Raw genomic sequence first — 18,476 nt, 5'->3', positions numbered from 1 at the left:
GTATATTTAGAATTTAAACTTACTCCTATCGTTTTATTAAATTAGACAGAACCGTTTCAAGAGTGATAAAAAAAATACTGGATAACTGGACTAATAGGACACTGCTAGAAAAAATCACTTTCCTGAGGTTTGCTATACTTTATCTGTTGATGATTCTGTGCATAATTGCAGGAATTATTGTATTGTTCAGATCAACATTCAACTACTTTTGATTTTTAAACCGTTCTTATTCTACTAATTCTGCGGGGCCGTAACTTTAGGACTGAAATCACCCTCTTCAACTTTTTCATTCACCAGTAATTCTTCCAGCACTAACGTTTTAAAGTTACCCTCTTCGCCCATTTTCAGTTCAGAGTAGTAAACCAGCTTACCATACTTTTTATAGTTCAGGTAAAGTGTAGTTTTAAAGCTATTCTGGTTGGCTTTTTCCAACTTATCGCTTCGCAACATCAAATTGCTCAACTTATCAAAATAGAAAATTTCTACCAGACCATTTTTCAGGGTGCCTTTTACTTTGTAACAATCTGCCTTGCCTACCGTACCATCTTCAAGGCGTTCCAATGTCCAAAGCTGGGGGTTAATATAATCGAGTTCGTTAAAAATATTCTGTTTGTAGGCTTTGTCTGCAAATTCTTTTGGGTCTGCCTTTTGCACTGCGCCTCTATTCGTCTCATAACCATCTTTTCCATCAAACCAGTTCTGAAATACCGTCCGCCCCTCATATTTCACCATAAAGCTTCCTTTATTGGGTACCATTTCCTTCACTATCCAGTTTACCTGCCGCCCCTCCATTTCAGTTTTTATGTTTGAATACAAGGTTTTTATGGATCTCAAATATGCTTCGCCCCCGGTAGCATCAATAGATTTTTTAACAATATCAACAGCGGTAAGCACCTGATTGTCTTGGGCCTTAACCAGTACATGACATGAAACCAGGTAAAAAGAAAGCGCAAAAAAGATTTTTTTCATAAGTGACAACGTTAATTATTAGTGTTCCGCAAATGTTGTACTTTTTTTTCAAAAAAGGAACACCTTTACTGATTACAAAACTTCTGCCTCGCCAATAAGCCGAGGCCCCTCATGAATCCACCATTTACGCCCAGGGCTAATGTATTTTTCTATAGGTTGATGCAGCAGAAATCTAACCGTTACCTCCTTTGTTTCGCCTGGTTCAATTGTTGATTGATCTTCAAAAATAATATCACCAATAAAAGACTGCAAAAACTCTCCTTCTTTACCGTACTCAAAAACATGATTAGGGCGGTACCCACTTATAAATCCCGTTTTCCTTCCCCCCTCCTCTGCTGTCTTAAGCCTGATTTTTGCTTTAATTATTAAAAGATCTGATATAGAGTTATCATACTCCAGATCACGGATACTCGTTAAAGTATATTTGTCGTAAGCCATTACATCAAACACTTTTGACTCTCCGGTGTCCAGCCAACGTTTATATACAAGATTACCATTTATATACAGATACAATTCGTTACCGTCAGTCTTTTTAAAAATAGCCATGCTCTAAATATTTACAAGTACAACTGATGTTAATGTTTCAATATCTTTCATCAATTATATTTACTGCTAATAATATTTTACTTTATTAAAGTCTTATTTCTATAATTCTGTATAAGCCCTGGTTGATAAAAATTAATGAAGGATTTTACAGTACTAACAATTGATTTTAGATTCACTTCCAGTATGTCTTGATAAACATTATCATATGAAGTAAAGCCATTCGTTCTTTTCTCTTTTAAGTGAGAGAGTTCGTCACGCAATTTTTTAAGTTTCCAAATTATGGGCATCTTTCTAGGATGCCTCGTTTCGAAATCCTTCTTACATAAATCAGGAATTATACGACTTATCTTATCATCGAAAGGCACCCACCTCTGAATAGTATCCTTTTCTACTAATTTCCCATCGTAATTTATTAATGCATAATCGGGTAACATTTGATTCATAAATGCCTCTATAGCAAAAAAAGAAAAAATAACACCCACAGAGGCTACTCTAAATACCAAACTAAATGGCGCTGCTTTAGCTGAAGGAGGAGAGTCTAACAAAACCTCACTTAAAAGAGCTCTTGCATTTTCCAGCTGATCCAATGAGTCGAATGCCAGAGAAAAATAAAAAGTTACCGGATTTGGCTCCATTAGTAAAAAATGTTTGCGCTTGTACGTTAACTTATTTACGCCATACAACTTATCTTCCCCCATTACCATGTACATAAATTCTTTGTTTCGCAGAACTTTCCTCAGCTGCTTCTCTGAAGTTACTTTAGGAACAGAACTTAAATCGACAGGCCGATCACCATCTTGATTGTAATCTAATCCCTTATAATTGATTTTGGTACCTTTCATAGTTTTTATTTAACTAATTACAGATAGGTATTTGATAGATAGCTAGTGATTTTTAGCTTATCCATATAATCTAATGTCGCTATTTTATTTGAACTATAAACTTAACAAATCCGCTCAATACTCCTTTCTGATAAGACAGCACTTCATAATAACTAAATTTCTTAACAAGGACATTAAGGAAGCAACAATATATCTCTGACACTGCACATCGGAGTTAGGGTTATAACCCTATCATCTTAATTAATCCGCTATCAAATAATCATTTGTACTAGTTCGTCATAGCAAATTAAAATCAAACGCAATCTTTATCAAAATCTGTTGATTTCAGTATTTAATGTTTTTATTTATCACTCCTACTCTCACAATTCATTTCATTATTTCAAGTTAAAATTTGGTTTCTTGAAATAATCTATTAAACTTTGAATTAACCAAACACCTAAAACGCTTCTCACTCATGATAAAATTTCTCGAATTATCAACCGTGTAAACAAATTAAAGTCTAATTATACATTTTATGAAAATAGGAAAAGAACAACTATTAAAAGATATTGAAAAAAGTAGAAATACACTTCAGACCGATAAACTTGATATGTCCTTTGGAGAAATCATGAGTATGTACGAGAAAGACGAAATTATAATAAACCCTGAGTTCCAAAGGCTTTATAGATGGACAAATTATCAAAAAACTAGATTTATTGAATCAATCATTATTGGCATACCAATTCCTCCGATTTTCGTAGCGGAAGATGAATCTGGACGTTGGGAACTCGTTGACGGACTGCAAAGACTGTCAACCATGTTAACATTTTTTGGGATTCTGAAAACCTTGCCTGAAAAAAACAATTGGCTACTTGGCGACGGGGATCTAATTAGATCGCTAGAAAATTATAAATGTACCGAGCTTCCTCTTAAGATTCAATTGAATCTTAAAAGAGCATCATGCAGAGTAGAAATAATTAAGTGGAACAGTCAGTATGATTTACGTTTTGAACTTTTTAATCGATTAAATACTGGAGGGTCACCGCTCACAAACCAAGAAATTAGAAATTCGCTTTATAGAGAAATTTCTTCTGATTTCAATGCATTTCTGAAGAAGCTATCTAATAATTCAACATTCATAAATTTAATTGCTGTGAGTCAAGAACAAATAGATGAATTATATCTTGAGGAATTAGTATTAAGATTTATGTCTTTATATAAAAATGGAAAAAATGTAAAAAGTAGTATAGCCCAACATATGACAGAGTTCATGAAAAACGCTGTCGAAAATAAGAGTTTTAATTATGGCATGTACGAACAAGTGTTCAATAAAACTATAAGCATATTAGCCCCTTTAGGGGATAAAACTTTCCGTGCGAAAAGTCATGTTTTTTCAACGGCTGTTTTTGACACAACCATGATAGGAATAGCAGAAAATATTCACCTTTATGGTGGAGCTAAAAGTGAGAAAATTAAAGCAAAAATTGAAGTTGTTAAAAGCGATGAAAAATATCAGGCCATGACCCGTTCTGGGGGAAACAACTCTGTTCAAAGAGTTAGGAAAAGATTAGAATTTTCTAAAGAAATTTTCGGAACTTTATAATGCTAATTAAAGAAATATCAAAAGACATAGACTGGAGAATGTCTGAACTCGCATCGTTGAAAAGCATACCTGTTCGATACAAATTAATGCCCCATCATCAAGAGATGATAATTAAATATACAATACCGTCAATTTATTCTCTTTGGGAAGGGTTCGTAAAAAATTCATTCAGACGTTATATAACAGAAATTAATTCTCTGAACTTATTAATCCAGGATGTTCATATCAATCTTGTGGTACATGGCATCACTTCAATCGATAAGTTGAGGCTGGAGAATCCACGCAACTCCTTTAAGTCTAAAAAAGAATTCACTGAGAGCTACCTATCAACTATTTCTAAACCATTCCAAATGACAGAAATCATACCCACACACTCAAATGTAAATTTTGAGGTCATAAATGAAATCCTGTTAATCTTCAATCTAGAAACATTGCCCAAACACTTTGACAAACTTCTCGGTAAATTGGTTACTTTTCGAAATAGTATTGCTCATGGAGAAGTTTCAATACCAGTAAAACTCAAGGATATTGAACTGTTCACAAAATTACTTAATGACTTAATGATTGAAATCTTACTGAGGATCGAAAATGGACTAAATTTAACTACTTACAAATGCTCATGATATAGAACGGTTGTCTTTTGTACAATTAATAGATGATTGCTTCATCTGATCAAATAGACCACAATCAGACACAGAAGGCCATACTAGAAAACCCCATCATAAACGTTTATCCAAATAATCAACGATAACTCCATTTTGCCTTAACAATTCAACAAACTCAAAAGATTCTTCTTCTATCCATTGATCATTCTTAATAAGGTCTTGTATAAGTGTTGTATATGCTACATTAAATAAACTTTGTTTCAACCCTGATAGTTCTTTCCCGGGAATCCATTTGCTTTTATGATGCTTCATTATAACAGGAAGTCTCTCATCAGGATCATTTGGAAACAAAAGTTTAATCTTACAACCCTTTAAAATCATACGTTCGCTTATATTTTGAAAAATAAGGAGGCCATGATAATCCCAATCGCAAGAGTAGTAAATTGGAAGCAACAACTTGTCATTAGAAATGTAATCAATTATTGCAGTATTGTTCCCTCCAACATACCAAAGTTCTACATTATGTTCCCTTGCGGCCCATGGGGTCTTTAAAAAAGCTAAATTTTCACAAAGTACTATAGCTTTTGGATTTAAACAATCTACTGTTAACCTCCATTGTAGATTCTTTGGTTCCTTTTCTGGAAACGAGGATATATCAAGAAGTTTGCAAACTGCTTTTAACAGACCCGGTCTGGACTCCAAATATTTAGAACCGAACCCTTTGAAAACTACATTTGAAAATTTTCTAATGGTAGTCAGATTAGCCTTTAGCGCAGACTTGTTATCTTCAATAAATATTAAGGTTAAAATATCGTCTGCAGTATATTTTTGCCTAGCATCAAGACTGAGTTTGTGAGTAGACAGGAATGTATTAAAGCGTTCAAAGTCCTCCTTAAACTCTTTTTCATAATACTCTTTATAGCCTTTTTGAGCTTCCAGTATTTTAAGATTGCCCATTTTTGGCCTTAAAAACCGTTTTTGTCTAATTAGTACCGCATTTATAAAATCGTTCGACGAAATTTTAGCTGAAGTCTGCCCTTTGAGATAAAGTTCATTGAGGGCACAATAATGGCGCCATACCATTCCACAATCTCGCTTCATATCGCATTTTTGATATCATTGTCACAAAAAATGCCAATTGGACGATAGTTTACAGGCGCATCAACCTCCATGTTCTTATGCAGCATGTAAATATACTGGTCCTTTTCATTAAACTTGCCAACCGGGTTAATGGATAACGATATGATCTGATAATCAAATTCTCTGGCAATATCATATAGCATATCATAGTTAGAGCCAAGTCCTTCGGCCTCATCAATTGGCATTACTCTAACAGCCTTGTTATAACTCTTTCCTTCTTCACGGCTCATCACGGATAACCTTGCTATACATAGAAGCGCTATCGCTGCATAAGTCTGCCCCGTACTTCCCTTATTTATTCGTCCTGAATCAGATTCCATAGAAAAGCTAAGTTCATAATAACTTGTCGGATCCAGTAACTTTACTACTTTTATATCAAGTGATTTACTGCCTCCACACAATTGAAAAGCCTCAATCATCATCTCTGCAAGACCAACTTTTTTTGACAATTTGCTTACGACGCCATCTTCTGGCGCAAAAAAACCAACTTCCCTTTCTACCTTCTGTTTAAATACGTCCATCCACTCTTTGGGAAAACTAGACGCAAAACTTCTTTTAAGTCTCGCATGATATCCTCCAGTAATATTATGCCCCGTCTTCAAAAAATTGTCTATTCTACGAACAACTTCCATCTGTTCGGTAATTTCATGGTCTACATCATCCAGAAGATCCCTAATCTTTTGTATTTTTCGGTCGTTCAACTGCCTGTTCTTATCGTTAATTCGAGTTAGGTACCGTCTTATAACCTCAATAGCATCAGAATCTATTTCACCGGAGACAAGGTCGGCAAACGCCTCGGGTAGAAGAGATTTACTCAAAGTTAAAAAGTCATCGCCGTCTTTATGTTTATGCGCCTCTGAAGAAATATAAGTATTAATGATTTGCGAATAAGCCAGCAGGTATGCCTGTTCAGCCTTGATATATTCATTGTTAGCGTCCCTCGGATCACTTAATCTACCACCTGTCTGTTCAACAGGTTTTTTATGCGGATATTTATATTTGAATTCCTCTTGCGCTTTTGCAAGCTCAGCCTCAGTTTTATTGAAGTTTGAAATTTTCCCTTCCCATTCTTTAGCCTTTTGTATCGCTTTTGAAATTTTTCTTAAATCGATACGTAAAGTTGAAAACTCTGGCTGGGCATCTTTATATTGCCAAAATTCATCGTCATATTCACGAATTGCTGAATATGCATCTATACTAGAAGACTCGCGAATAATCGCTAAATCTTCACTAAATTCTTTAAGTTCTATTATGATATCATCGACTTGTTTTTTATAGTTTTTAGCATTAAAAACGTCGTCCGTCAGGATTGCTTTTTCAGCACTAAGCGTCTCAAAATCCGCAAAAACTTCTTCCTTGCGTTCATAATATCCCAACATCTTATCCATATCTTCTTCCGGAATATTTAGAGCTTGAATATTTTGGCAGCTTTCAATCGTTTCCTTTTCGCGGTAGGCAGCCAACACACCATTTGGATTATCTAATAATAAAAAAGTAGATTTAAGATGCTCGAGTGCTTTAACTTCCCGAAATAGATTTTTAATACTTTCAGCAGTTGAAAGGCCAGTCTGCTCGAAAAATAATTTGATTTTTTCTGGATCATAAACATCTAAAATTTGTTCGCCAACATATTTTATATATTTCCTCAGTCCACTAAGATCCAACCAAAAACCTTGCCCATCCCTATCTAAAATAGATAGTTCCTTGAATAATGCGGCAGGTTCGGGAAGATAATCGTGATGATTATCGGGTTTGTGACGCGGAAAGTGCTGAAAAGATAAAATAACGCTTTCTTCATCTTTAGAAAAGCTGCGCTTTTGAGATATTGCCCAATGAGCAAGAGAGTCTGGATTATTAATATCAAGATACTTGACCAGCAATTGTTGTTGTTTAAGCTTATTGGAAGTTGATGTCAACCTATTATCTAAATCAGATAGAAAATCAAGCTCATTCGACTCCATTATTTCCTCAAACAATGACAAAACTTTTTCTGATGAAAGTTTGTGAAGCCCACCCTGGAGAATCTTCTTCTTGGAAATATTTATCATATTTTTAGCATAAATACCCTTAAGGGTAGACATATTACATTCTAATTCTGCTAACATTTTATCAATAAATAATATTCCCTGATACTCAGGTGTAGTCTTAGATAGACGGTTTTCTATTACCTTAAGTTTCTCAGATAGAATCGGAAAATCAGACCGAGATTGTTCAACGCCCTTGTCTATAATAACCTGTATTTCAAGCGTTTTTTTTCTAGCATAAATATATTCGCCATATATATTCTCCAATCGTTCCAAATCTAAATCATATTCCTGGTTAAGATAGGCAAGTCTTTTGCTCAGGTAGTCAAAAAGCAACTGTTCACGAACTTCCATCTTTTCTTTTAGGTCAATGAGTGCCTGCTGCTTCATCGTAACCCTTTTTATCTCCTCGATATTATTGCCGTATTCACCTATCGTGGCCTCCATGTCATGAACAGCTTGTTTAAATTTCTCATTAATTTCCACTGCTTTTTCACATCCAAATAGAAAATCTTTAATACTACTGCTCTTTTGGGTATCAAGTGTCTTTCCCCTCGAGAAAGACTGCAATATACTGGCATAGTCTTTTAGCAACTTATCTCCTGATGCTAAATCCATTGGTAGAATTTTCTCTTTGAACAAAATTTCATGAAACTTCTTAGTCTTTAACCAGGATTCGCAAAATAAGTTACGTTCTAAGATGTGATCCTTCAAAAGGTCGATTGGTAAAATTTGATCATCCTTCAAAAAATCGGCAAATACTAATGGATTACTTAAAGGAGTGATAGGATCATATCCAAAACCTTGTTGAATGATAAAACAATGGGTTGCTCGGTTTCCGGTCTCTATACAGGTACCAATTACCAAATACTTTTGAACATCAACCTCAATATTCAAGAATGCATAACCGATACTATTTGTACGCCCTCTTCCGGACTCTTCTAATACCATTCCAGCTGGTTTCCTCTCCCCTGTTGCTTTCGTAGCAGATTCAAAGGCATCAGAGCCGACAAATATAAGTTGCAAAAGATCGGCAATCATACTCTTACCTGCGCCGCTTTCCCCTACAAAGTCTGTTCTAAATTCATGAAAACGATAATCAAATTCTTGATGGTGAATCAGCCCAAGTGTTGATAAACTAAAAATTCTAGGATAGCTTTTCATCTTTTTCCTCCGTTAACCATAGTTCAATATCATTGATATAATCACCGTAAACTTTTACAAGCCTTTGAAATGAAGGCATAACATCAAAAATTTCTCCCTCAAAGACCACCCATCCAATTTTATGGAATTCATCCATCGCATCGGCGATTATCTTGTCTACTCGTTCATCATCCATCCGTGTATTTTTATCCCGTCTTGCCTTTGCTAATGTTCGATAGATACCAGGTTTTAATTCTTCGTAATCCAGTCTCACCATTTGCTGAAAACGACGAACAGTATTGAGTTCAATATAACCATCGATATATATTATCTTGTACAATAAAAAACCAACAATTACGAACTCATTGGGTAAAAAATATCGATTATCCTCCGGAATGCCACCCCTGGATTGTGCCATAAAATCTATAAAGAAATATTTTTCAACAGTTTCGCCACCTTGGTCAAGCACAATTCCAAAATATTCTTCGTAATATAGCTTCAAACTTTGGAAGCTTTCATTGATAAAACCAAAGAGTTGAGCTTGGTATCTATGGTCTTGTATATGCATTCCGTTCTTCAATGCATAATCAATCTTGGAAAATAATTTTGGTGCATCCTCATGCATTAAAAACTTAAGTGACTCTTTCATTTCTTTTCAATTATCATTTCCCAAAGGGATATATTAGTTTCTTTCCCAACGACGAGTTCGTCCGTAATTAGCAGTCTGTATGAGTGATGCTGACCGAAAACCTTCAAACACCTATAGGCAAGATTAATACCTAACCCAATATCCAAGTTATCATCTTTACCTATGCACAAAAAGAAATAATTTGAAAATTTTAGTTTACCCGAAGGTACTAGATCATTCATTATTCGATCGATCCAATTTGATATGAGATCTTGTTGTTGTAGTTTCTTGCTAAAAGTATCGAAAACTACTGCCCTGGCCTTTTCGTCTTCTTCTGCTACAAAACGTTTAGTCGCTTTGATTGGAAAAAGATCTTTCTTCCTTTCAAAAATACACAAGTCCATCCGGTCTTGATAGATCTTTAAAGTAGTAACTCCACTGGGGAATTCTATAAAACTCTTCATGCTCCTTTTTGACGCAATTACTTTACTTTGACCAATTAAGTATCCTATAAACCTCTCAACTCTTGTATTGAAAAGTGGTTTGTTAAGATTAGAGAATAGCTGCTTTACTTTAGGTTGCACTCTATCTAGCCTGCTGTCTACTAATGATAGCGTTTGCTTCATTTCTTGAAAAAAAGTGATTGCTTCATAAATAAGATTTCCTAATTTATTATCCTCATTTTCGATTGAGAAGGACTCGAGTTTTCTTCTGATCTGATCCATCTCGCTAAAGCCCGCCCTTAGCTCATTATTCTGTTTTCGGATCAAATCAAATCGATCATCAATCTGCTTTAACATTAAGGTAATGTTTTTATCCCTTATGCTTAGGTTTTGCCTCATCTCCGCTACCGAATGGTCAATTTGACGATCCAAAAAATCAATCTGCTGGCGAAGTTGAGGTTGAAAAGTTCGAAAATGAATGCCAAACCAATCCTCCAATTTTTCGCGTGCAATACACTCCTCCAGTTTTTCGCGTAATGCAAGACAGATCTTTTCTATAACAGTAGGATCAAAGCTTGCTTTTAATATATTACTAGCTCGTCTACAGAACTCATTTGCATATTCTTTTAGTTTATAAACTTGCCTTGCCTCATCATAATAGAGAAAATATTCTTGCAAATCGGCAATTAGCCTATTGTTAAATTCCCAGGTGTTACGTTCGGCATTAGAGCCGTTAATTTTGGCAGCAAAATAGAGTGCCTGATGAACGTCATTTTCTGTAAATGTCTTATCAGAAAATGAACCGTTTTCAACTCGTTGATAAAGCCAAACAACAGCTATTCCAGCTCTTGGATCAGGAAAAAGAAGATTATATGTCGAACCTTTTGATATTTCTTTTAGAAAATCAAAAGCATTTTCATTAAGATTATCCAAGAGCAGCAATTTTGATGAACAATAAATCTACGATTTTAATTCAAAAAAGTAATAGCTTTTTAACAGTGTTCATTTCGAAATCTCTCGAATTCGATAAGTTTAAATCAGGATTACTCAACACTTTTCATTTCAACTAATTTCCCTAGTTAAACCACTTGACAATAACACATGCAAAAAAAAGCGGCAGGCTCACCGCCTGCCACCCCCTCTTCAAATCCTGCCTATCCAATCCGCATAACAGTAAATAGTTCTCCTATGTCTCACGCGGGCATATACCCCATCACCTTCCCTGCTCCCTGCTACCGATGTATTCCCCTCAACCGTATAAACATTACCTCCGTGCAGTTTAACAACAACGCCGCAATGTGCAACCCTGCCAAGCGCATTAAAGTAAATACCAAATACACATCCAGGCAAAGGTTCCTTTACTACTCTTGCTTTTGGGAAGAGACTGGGGCTCCAGGGTGTTCGGGGCTGGGCAAAGCCAGCTTCTTTGTGGCACCAGGAGACGAAGCTTGCGCACCAGGGCGCAGCTTCTTTAATACCCACGCAACTAAGATACTCCCTAATTCTTGGACTACTATTCTCACTAATTTCTCTAACACTGATCTCTTTTCTGGCAATTCTGACAACTCTTTCATAACCTGTTTCCTCCTTTAAAGTACTGCGACCAAAGCCCCAACCGCTGCCAGCAGCAGCAAGGCAAACAAGCACAATACAAACTTTAATTGCTCCCATTTACTTAATGAATTAAACTGTAAAACCACGTCGTCCAACCGTGGCAAACCCATAAATACCCAAATGCGTTTCAGCAGCCACCAGCACAAAGCCAGCATTAGCAAAAAACTAATCATGGCCAGCAATACCAGCAGCCATATGCTCGGGTCTATACGCCCGGCCGTGGCCTCCATAAAATTCGGAGCGGTAAACCACACCAGTATCAAAATCACTATGACCAGGTAAGGCTCTGTCTTTTTTACAAAAGGCATTTTAACCAATCCTTTTAAGCTTAAATTTTTCATAACAACCTGTTTAAAAAAGGGGCTGGCGCACCAGCCCCTTTAAATTAAAGTACAGTAAACGACCCTGCATAAAACGAGTCGCTCACCAGCTTACCATCTGCTGATACCAGCGATAAATAAGCCTTTACATCATCGCCGCTCCAATCTGGTGGCAGCTGCAGCACAAAGGACTGGGCCGATCGTACCGCTCCTCCCCTTAGCGTAACAAACTTGTTTTTGTCTGGGTTGTATACCGCAAACGTAACTTTGTCTGTAGCCAGGCCGTTGCTGTCGCCACTTACCGGCCCCCAGCTGTAATCCAGCTTGGCGGCAGCGGTTACGGCAACCTGTGGTGTCTGTGGCAAATCCAACTGCCCTTTGCTGTAAATCACTTTTGCATAGTCAATGCTAAAGCTGGGCGATACACCTGTAACGGCATTTTTCAGGTTCCATGAAAGTGCCGCATTGCGGGGCGACATTTCTGCATCGTACTCCTGAAAGCCTACATTAATTACCCCTGCAAGGCGCCTTAGCCATGTGGCCATCAGCGTAAATTTCAGGCGCTGGTTTAGCTGTGCCTGGGTAGGTGGTTTGCTTGATTTTGCCGGGCGCATGGCAATGATGTTTTCACCCTTAGTGCGGCGACCAACGTGGTTACCTAATAGACCGATCATGTCGTAATCGATCCCTCCTGTTAACTTTCCCATGTTCTTAAAATTTTATGGGTTTATTGGCGTTTGCAACCTTTTTATAGCTGTGGTTAGCAACGATAGCAGCTATGTTTTTAGAAAATGTTGTTGTCAAACAACTGGCTAAACCAATTTTCCAAGCATTTCGGCAGCATTCAGTCCTATATTCGAAAAAGCGAACCACTTTTTGCCCAGGTCTTTTAGTGAGGCACCAATATGATAAACTATCGTTTCATCCAGAATCAAAAACCTGTCATGCGCCTGTTTAAACTCCTTAATAGCAACAATATCATATTGGGCATTGTGTTTTTGAAGATCCAAAGCCAGCTGTGGGCTTATCTTTTGTGTATAAATCGTACATGAAACACCCTTCAACCTTTTAACAAATAACTTCAGCACGGTATCATCTACATAGTTATCAATCAAAACAATGGATTGCTTAGCTTCGCGGATCAAATCAGCCACAAAAGTATACGCATCAAAAACCTGTCCGTCATAAAATATTCCTTGCCTGGGTTTTACATCCGGGCTTTGCAAAGCATTGAAAATCCTTTCAAAGTTTTCATCAGCTTTCAGTAATTTCCTTTCTACATTATCCAACCTTACAAATACCTCTGCATTATCTCTTAAAAACTTTCGCATTTCTACGAAAGCTCTCATAATTTGTACACATACACCTACTGCCGTTTCACTTCTAAGAACAGAAGCAAGCATTCCAATTCCTGACTCTGTAAAAACCGCTCCTAAATACTTCGAATGAGTTCCTTTACTATTTTTTTTCTCTAAGGTCACAAATTGTGACCTTAGAAAATCATGCTCTATTTTCGTTAGTTCAAACCTGAAATCAGCTGGAAATTTTTTAATATTCCGCTTTACGGCTTGATTTAGAACTTTAGTCTCTACCCCATACAAAACCGCCAGGTCCCTATCCATCATCACCTGTTTCCCACGTATGGTATATATCTTGTTTTGTATTGTTTCTGGTGTAACCAAAATCAACTCTGTCATGCTTTTCTATTTGATCATCCAAAGCTAATCAAAAGATAAACATTAACCAATAGTTTATTTATTGTAATTATTAGCAACAATTTGCAATAAAACCCAATATTTTGAACTCAAAAAAACTTCGGCAACCGCGCTATCATCCTGTCTACCGCAGCGGCAAACTCCCTCGCGCTACCTTCCCATTTCATTCTGGGCTGCTGTTTAAAACAAAGCTCCAGCGCTACAATTTCTTTGGCAAACCTGCATTTCAACACCCGCTCTGCAGTATCCAGGCATTCCAGATCGTACTTACAGTTCTGATCGGCACCTGTATCAATAGCCATGCTCAGCTGTTTTATCCAGCCTACAAATGGCAGCGGATGCAGCAGGTCCAATATTTTTAAAGGCTTCTTGCCTTTTACAATTAGCAACAGGCATCCCCGCCTGGCATTCATCCGGTAAATGTTCATTACCAGTGCATCATCCTTACGCATTTAAATGTCATCGTAAGTCTGGGTAAAGGCCCTGCCATGTGCGGGCCTTCTCTTTTAACCGAAGCTAAAAGCAACCGAGCCCTTCACGGGCTCAACGCAGTTAATCTTAATCCTCCTTTCCGGTTAACTGGTAAATAACCATATCCCTGCCATACACAGCAACTAACCTATTGCCACGCACTCCAAAGCTGATCAATGTTCCATCCCCATACCAGGGCAGATAAATGCTGTGGCTGTACTTGCCGTTGCTCAACCGGTACACATCTATTACCGATGGTGGCCGCATAAAACCAGCCAGGTCTTCGTCATCTGCTGCTAGGGCAGATTGATTGTAGAAATAATCACCATCAATATAGCCACGCTTATTTACCGGAACCGGAGGTGTTGCCATTGTCCGCACTTTCTTGCCATTAGCCCGGTATATTGCTGTTTTTATTTTGGCAACAGAATTGGTATCAATCATACGTGCAGTATACAATACCCGCATGCCCGTATCCAGGCAAACAAATGCGTTGCGGTAGTAATAAGTGTATATTAACCGGCCTGCCGGTTCATTGCGGCTCAAAAACCCATCCGTTTTAAATTTATCCTTACCAGGATTAATCTGCTTCAGCACGCGTTGTTTCAGCATTTCGAGCTTTTGCCTGCTGCTATCGGGATAGGGAAGCCTTCTGTAAGAGGAATCCCGAAAATCATAGTCGCAGCTAAATGCAGCCAAAACAGCTACATAATTACCCAAGTAAATGCTGTCTTCGCTCAGGCTGTCTATATACCAATAGTTGTACTTCAAATCTGTTTGGGCGGTTAGCAGCATGCCTTTTATGGCGTTGCGCTTAAAGCCGTTCTTTTTCGGCCCGGGCTGCATAAAGTAAAGGGCAGTAACCAGGCCAATACTTACCCCCAGTACCAGTAATATTTTGTAAAACACCTTCATATCATGATGCGTTAAAATCAGGGAGGCTCCTCACCTCCCTGAAAAGATTAATTCAAGGGTTTTCTTCCAAGAATGGTTGTTACTTCATGGCCGCCCAGGCAGCCCTCTGAGTCGTATACCACTCTTCCTTCGAACTCCTCGCTACAAATCGGTCCTTCAAACTCCGGCGAGCAATACACGGGCTTATCACACTCATTATCCAGGTAATAAGTGTACACGTTTGCCGGTTGTTTTTTAACCGGATTGTTAATTGTGGCATAAACGGCACCTGATGCCAGCGTTACCATTAAAGCAAGTCCTAATAATGACTTTTTCATGTTGTTTTATTTATAAAAGTTCAATTTGCCTACTCTGCTTTTACGGGTTTTTGGGCCTCCCCCCGATTCATTGTGCGCATTAGAATTTCTTTTCTCTCTCCCTCCCAGGGAGAGATGGCCGAAGGCCAGAGAGGGTGACCCCAACCCCTGCAAGCACCGTAAACACTATATTAAACACCAAATGCTGTGGCCAGTCCATTGCAGAAAGCACACCGCCGCAACTACAGGGCTTATCATTTCCCATAAAATTTAACACCACATATATGTAAGCTGTAAAACCTGCCATCATCCCCAGCGCGCCATACAAGCCCAACCGCCGCAGGCCAGGAAAAACCAACATTATTGCAATTACAATTTCTAAAACCGGCACCAGCCAGGCCAACACACCTGCATAAGGTGTTAACATAGCGCTTTGCCCTATCTGCACCACAAACTTGTCGTATTCGGCCAGCTTGCTGCCTGCTGCATACATAAACAGTAACCCCAAACTGTAACTAATTAATATTATTACTTTTTTCATGATAACCGTAAATTCAAAAAACCTTAAACCCATCTCTAAAATCACCAAAACTCCCATTCCACTCAAACATCACTACCTTGCCATTATCTGCAGTCTTCAATCTCAAAACCAAATACAAAAGGCCAGCAAACCGAAGCTCAAACTCATAAGTGCTGCTGTTCAAATCGGCCAGGTTAAAAAGGCTGTGCGGTGTGGCACCGGCAGCAACCGATCTGATGAATTGCTGCAGCTCTCCGGCCAGTGGCAAAACGTCTAGCAGTCCGTTAACTTTGTAGTATTGTTTGGGTGCTTTTAGCACCAGGCTACCTATGTTCATATGGTTTAAATAAATGGTTAGTTCAATAGGTTTATTCATAAATAGGTTCTCGTTAATTATTTGTAAATGTATGGGTGTTTTAGGGTAAGGGTGTGGGCCAATAGCCCACAAACCCTTAGTATTTGAGCAGACCTTTGTTTTTAAGTTTGCGTCTCTTTTTTCTGAAGAGATCAACACCCATGTTCAAAAAACAGGCAATGCAAGCATCCCTTATGGGGCTTGTTTTAGGCGGCAGCAAGCCGGCATACTTCTTATAAAATTGAAGTATGCGCTCTTCAATATCCATGGCCAGCAATTTGGCGCGGGCGGCTTCCTTGGCGGCACTGTATTCCAAAGCGGTTTTCAATGCCAGTTCTTCCATACCCTGCATGTTGGTATAAATCTGCTTCATGTGGTTATGGCTAATGCTCCACACCAAGGTGCCTTTACAGGCAACAATGGTATATTCAGAAAGCTTTTGTTTCATAAAGCAGTTCAGGGCTACAATGGTGTTTTCGCGGTATATGCGCATTACATACCTGTCCAGGTTTTTGTCAAAACCATACACCATTACAAAACCTCTTACTACATAGTATGCCTTGGCTGGCACTTTGCCTTCGGTTTCCAAAACCCGGGCTTTGGTACAGAATTCTTCTACTATCATTTCTTTCCATAGATAGTCTTCCAGATCCGCGGGGAGCGGTACATCCGGGTCAATGCTTTTTAGCAAGGCCATTAACCTTGCAAAAGCTTTTTTGTTGTTCAACATTTAAGATGTCGTTAATTGTTCATTTGCTGCCTGGTCTTCTCATTTTTTACAACCAGGCTAAGCGCAGTGCGCTGGGGCACCCTATAATTCTCTCTAGTTTTTTTAATTGATTTGCTGATGCAGCGTTAAGTGTCTTTCATAAATGTTAGTTAGGTTCAGTAGCCAAGACTGTATATCACCCTCCAGTCTGCAAAGGGTTTATTTTTAATATTCTTCTTTAGCCCTCATTCTTTTCTCTGTTTTTACATAAAACCCGTAAAGGGTTTCCAGCACGTCTATCAATGCAGTTAACCTTATGTTGCGCATCAAGTGCTGCAGTTTGCCTTTGCCAGGAGGGTCTGTTTGTAATTCTGCCTGCAGCTGCAGGCTGCGCAGCAGTAAATTGCAGCACGCAGTTTTATGGCTTAGCATACTTGCTTTTAAACTGCCCGGATCTGTTATCAACTGTGCCCTTACTGTTGCAGCAATGGAGTCTGCATGGTCTTGCATCTGCTTTATAAATGCGGCCTCATCACCAGGGTGGTAGCGCCCATGTTTAACCATACTCAATACGTCATCAAAATAAGAGAGGTTGTTCATTTTCAATTTTGTTAAGGTTTCATTACATGGAATACCGCTTTTCCGCCAACCAGCAAAGCAAACATCAAATCCAAATTGATTTCCATTACGTCATCCAGCAACTGCACCTCCATTTCCTTTATAAAAGTATCCAGGCTAAACTCTGCCATAATCTGTATTTCTCTGGCATCTCCTACCGTGTTTTTTAATGTAGTAGATACCACCACAATTTCATCGTTGTGCAGGTCAATCTCAATGCCATCAGCAGTGGTAAACTGATTTGAATTTGCCCAGAATTGGGCCAGTAAAACGTGTTTATTCATCATCAATATTTTTAGGTCAGTTAAATAATTCTGGTCTTTTGCGCATAAAAATTATGCGTTAAAATAGTTTAAAAAGAAACCGGAAGCAGACCAAACTCCCGGTTTCCTAACTAAAACCTATTTTCATGGAGGCGCGTTAATATCTTGCTTCAGGTCTCGCCAAAGGCGATTACCTGATCATATCTTAGCCCATACAGCCTGCCCAGCTTGGTTATTTGCTGGTCGGTTGGGTAGGTAAAATCTTCTTCTAATTTCAAATAGGTATCTACTTTCATTTTTAAATGTGCTGCAACTTCTTCCAATGTTTTGCTTTCCTGCTTGCGCAGCAAAGCAAACTTTTCGCCCAGGGTTAATTTCATGTAATTGAACTGTTCCATAGTATTTTATTCTTTTTCTAAAGAGGCTAGAAGCTTCTTTTCTATTAAACATTCTTCTAACAGTTGTTTCAAATACGCTTCAGATATGGGATGGTATAGTTTAATTACCGTTCCGTTAGGGCTTTCTATGATTAGCGTAGGATGTTGTTGTTCCATAATAAGTATCTTTTGGTTACAATCTTTTATTACTTGCAATCAATTCCTGGTTTTCTAATTACACCACCTTTGTGTTTTATAAACTCATTAACCACTTCTTTAACATAGCTTTCAGACAAATCCTGGTATATTCTTAATTGCGAGCCGTCTGGGCTGTCAATAATTAAAGTAGGTTCTTGTTTTTCTTGTTGCATAATGTTGGGT

The 18,476-nt window shown here is 38.1% G+C and carries 24 protein-coding genes; 2 read left to right on the top strand and 22 right to left on the bottom strand.

Annotated features, from left to right (window positions below; all coding sequences use genetic code 11):
* Positions 1–234 precede the first annotated feature (234 nt).
* From ABIE26_RS15995 to ABIE26_RS15985, 3 genes are all read right to left on the bottom strand, one after another.
* Positions 235–969, bottom strand: a complete 735-nt coding sequence (locus ABIE26_RS15995; protein ID WP_310143570.1) for a hypothetical protein — start codon at positions 967–969, stop codon at positions 235–237.
* Between the two features lie 72 nt (positions 970–1,041).
* Positions 1,042–1,515 carry a hypothetical protein gene (locus ABIE26_RS15990; RefSeq protein WP_310143569.1) on the bottom strand — a complete coding sequence of 158 codons (474 nt, stop codon included), beginning with the start codon at positions 1,513–1,515 and terminating at the stop codon, positions 1,042–1,044.
* A 77-nt stretch (positions 1,516–1,592) separates the two neighbouring features.
* The gene (locus ABIE26_RS15985; RefSeq protein ID WP_310143568.1) at positions 1,593–2,357 is read right to left on the bottom strand and encodes a hypothetical protein; all 765 of its coding nucleotides are present in this window, start codon (positions 2,355–2,357) and stop codon (positions 1,593–1,595) included.
* Positions 2,358–2,871: 514 nt separating this feature from the next.
* Between ABIE26_RS15985 and ABIE26_RS15980 the strand changes: the two genes are divergently transcribed.
* Both ABIE26_RS15980 and ABIE26_RS15975 read left to right on the top strand, forming a co-directional pair.
* Positions 2,872–3,939, top strand: coding sequence for a DUF262 domain-containing protein (locus ABIE26_RS15980; RefSeq protein WP_310143567.1), 1,068 nt, complete (start codon positions 2,872–2,874; stop codon positions 3,937–3,939).
* Positions 3,939–4,562 (top strand): MAE_28990/MAE_18760 family HEPN-like nuclease, encoded by a 624-nt coding sequence (locus ABIE26_RS15975; RefSeq protein WP_310143565.1) that lies wholly within the window; start codon positions 3,939–3,941, stop codon positions 4,560–4,562. The genes ABIE26_RS15980 and ABIE26_RS15975 overlap by 1 nt, the downstream gene beginning before the upstream one ends.
* A gap of 96 nt (positions 4,563–4,658) precedes the next feature.
* Here the strand turns inward: ABIE26_RS15975 and ABIE26_RS15970 are convergent, their stop codons facing one another.
* From ABIE26_RS15970 to ABIE26_RS15880, 19 genes are all read right to left on the bottom strand, one after another.
* Positions 4,659–5,645, bottom strand: a complete 987-nt coding sequence (locus tag ABIE26_RS15970; protein WP_310143562.1) for a hypothetical protein — start codon at positions 5,643–5,645, stop codon at positions 4,659–4,661.
* On the bottom strand, positions 5,642–8,872 hold the full coding sequence (locus ABIE26_RS15965) for a hypothetical protein (protein ID WP_310143560.1): 3,231 nt from the start codon (positions 8,870–8,872) through the stop codon (positions 5,642–5,644). The genes ABIE26_RS15970 and ABIE26_RS15965 overlap by 4 nt, the downstream gene beginning before the upstream one ends.
* Positions 8,856–9,500: a condensin complex protein MksE gene (locus ABIE26_RS15960; RefSeq protein WP_310143559.1), complete on the bottom strand. Its 645-nt coding sequence runs from the start codon at positions 9,498–9,500 to the stop codon at positions 8,856–8,858. Before ABIE26_RS15960 ends, ABIE26_RS15965 begins: the two co-directional genes overlap by 17 nt.
* Positions 9,497–10,855, bottom strand: coding sequence for a hypothetical protein (locus tag ABIE26_RS15955; RefSeq protein WP_310143556.1), 1,359 nt, complete (start codon positions 10,853–10,855; stop codon positions 9,497–9,499). Before ABIE26_RS15955 ends, ABIE26_RS15960 begins: the two co-directional genes overlap by 4 nt.
* A 210-nt stretch (positions 10,856–11,065) precedes the next feature.
* Positions 11,066–11,593 carry a CHAP domain-containing protein gene (locus tag ABIE26_RS15950; protein ID WP_310143554.1) on the bottom strand — a complete coding sequence of 176 codons (528 nt, stop codon included), beginning with the start codon at positions 11,591–11,593 and terminating at the stop codon, positions 11,066–11,068.
* Positions 11,512–11,877: a hypothetical protein gene (locus ABIE26_RS15945; RefSeq protein ID WP_310143552.1), complete on the bottom strand. Its 366-nt coding sequence runs from the start codon at positions 11,875–11,877 to the stop codon at positions 11,512–11,514. The genes ABIE26_RS15950 and ABIE26_RS15945 overlap by 82 nt, the downstream gene beginning before the upstream one ends.
* A gap of 44 nt (positions 11,878–11,921) precedes the next feature.
* Positions 11,922–12,563, bottom strand: coding sequence for a DUF6266 family protein (locus ABIE26_RS15940; protein ID WP_310143549.1), 642 nt, complete (start codon positions 12,561–12,563; stop codon positions 11,922–11,924).
* A 105-nt stretch (positions 12,564–12,668) separates the two neighbouring features.
* Complete coding sequence (locus ABIE26_RS15935) at positions 12,669–13,553, bottom strand: ORF6N domain-containing protein (RefSeq protein ID WP_310143547.1); 885 nt, start codon at positions 13,551–13,553, stop codon at positions 12,669–12,671.
* A 107-nt stretch (positions 13,554–13,660) separates the two neighbouring features.
* A complete protein-coding gene (locus ABIE26_RS15930) occupies positions 13,661–14,023 on the bottom strand; it encodes a hypothetical protein (RefSeq protein WP_310143545.1) in 363 nt (120 codons plus the stop codon).
* Positions 14,024–14,129: 106 nt separating this feature from the next.
* The gene (locus tag ABIE26_RS15925; protein WP_310143543.1) at positions 14,130–14,957 is read right to left on the bottom strand and encodes a hypothetical protein; all 828 of its coding nucleotides are present in this window, start codon (positions 14,955–14,957) and stop codon (positions 14,130–14,132) included.
* Between the two features lie 47 nt (positions 14,958–15,004).
* Complete coding sequence (locus ABIE26_RS15920) at positions 15,005–15,274, bottom strand: hypothetical protein (protein WP_310143541.1); 270 nt, start codon at positions 15,272–15,274, stop codon at positions 15,005–15,007.
* Positions 15,275–15,353: 79 nt separating this feature from the next.
* Positions 15,354–15,794, bottom strand: coding sequence for a MauE/DoxX family redox-associated membrane protein (locus tag ABIE26_RS15915; protein WP_310143535.1), 441 nt, complete (start codon positions 15,792–15,794; stop codon positions 15,354–15,356).
* Positions 15,795–15,807: 13 nt separating this feature from the next.
* Positions 15,808–16,110: a hypothetical protein gene (locus tag ABIE26_RS15910; protein ID WP_310143532.1), complete on the bottom strand. Its 303-nt coding sequence runs from the start codon at positions 16,108–16,110 to the stop codon at positions 15,808–15,810.
* A 115-nt stretch (positions 16,111–16,225) separates the two neighbouring features.
* A complete protein-coding gene (locus ABIE26_RS15905) occupies positions 16,226–16,858 on the bottom strand; it encodes a Crp/Fnr family transcriptional regulator (protein WP_310143530.1) in 633 nt (210 codons plus the stop codon).
* Positions 16,859–17,062: 204 nt separating this feature from the next.
* The gene (locus tag ABIE26_RS15900; protein WP_310143528.1) at positions 17,063–17,437 is read right to left on the bottom strand and encodes a hypothetical protein; all 375 of its coding nucleotides are present in this window, start codon (positions 17,435–17,437) and stop codon (positions 17,063–17,065) included.
* A gap of 11 nt (positions 17,438–17,448) precedes the next feature.
* The gene (locus tag ABIE26_RS15895; protein ID WP_310143526.1) at positions 17,449–17,742 is read right to left on the bottom strand and encodes a hypothetical protein; all 294 of its coding nucleotides are present in this window, start codon (positions 17,740–17,742) and stop codon (positions 17,449–17,451) included.
* Between the two features lie 146 nt (positions 17,743–17,888).
* Positions 17,889–18,116, bottom strand: a complete 228-nt coding sequence (locus ABIE26_RS15890; protein ID WP_310143524.1) for a helix-turn-helix domain-containing protein — start codon at positions 18,114–18,116, stop codon at positions 17,889–17,891.
* 6 nt (positions 18,117–18,122) lie between these two features.
* The gene (locus ABIE26_RS15885; RefSeq protein WP_354376082.1) at positions 18,123–18,272 is read right to left on the bottom strand and encodes a hypothetical protein; all 150 of its coding nucleotides are present in this window, start codon (positions 18,270–18,272) and stop codon (positions 18,123–18,125) included.
* 29 nt (positions 18,273–18,301) lie between these two features.
* Positions 18,302–18,466, bottom strand: a complete 165-nt coding sequence (locus ABIE26_RS15880) for a hypothetical protein (protein ID WP_310143522.1) — start codon at positions 18,464–18,466, stop codon at positions 18,302–18,304.
* Positions 18,467–18,476 lie beyond the last annotated feature (10 nt).

The sequence above is a fragment of the Pedobacter africanus genome (assembly GCF_040548825.1).
GTDB lineage: Bacteria > Bacteroidota > Bacteroidia > Sphingobacteriales > Sphingobacteriaceae > Pedobacter > Pedobacter africanus_A.
Note: the sequence above shows the minus strand (reverse complement) of the source record. Positions and strands in the feature narration are given on the sequence as shown.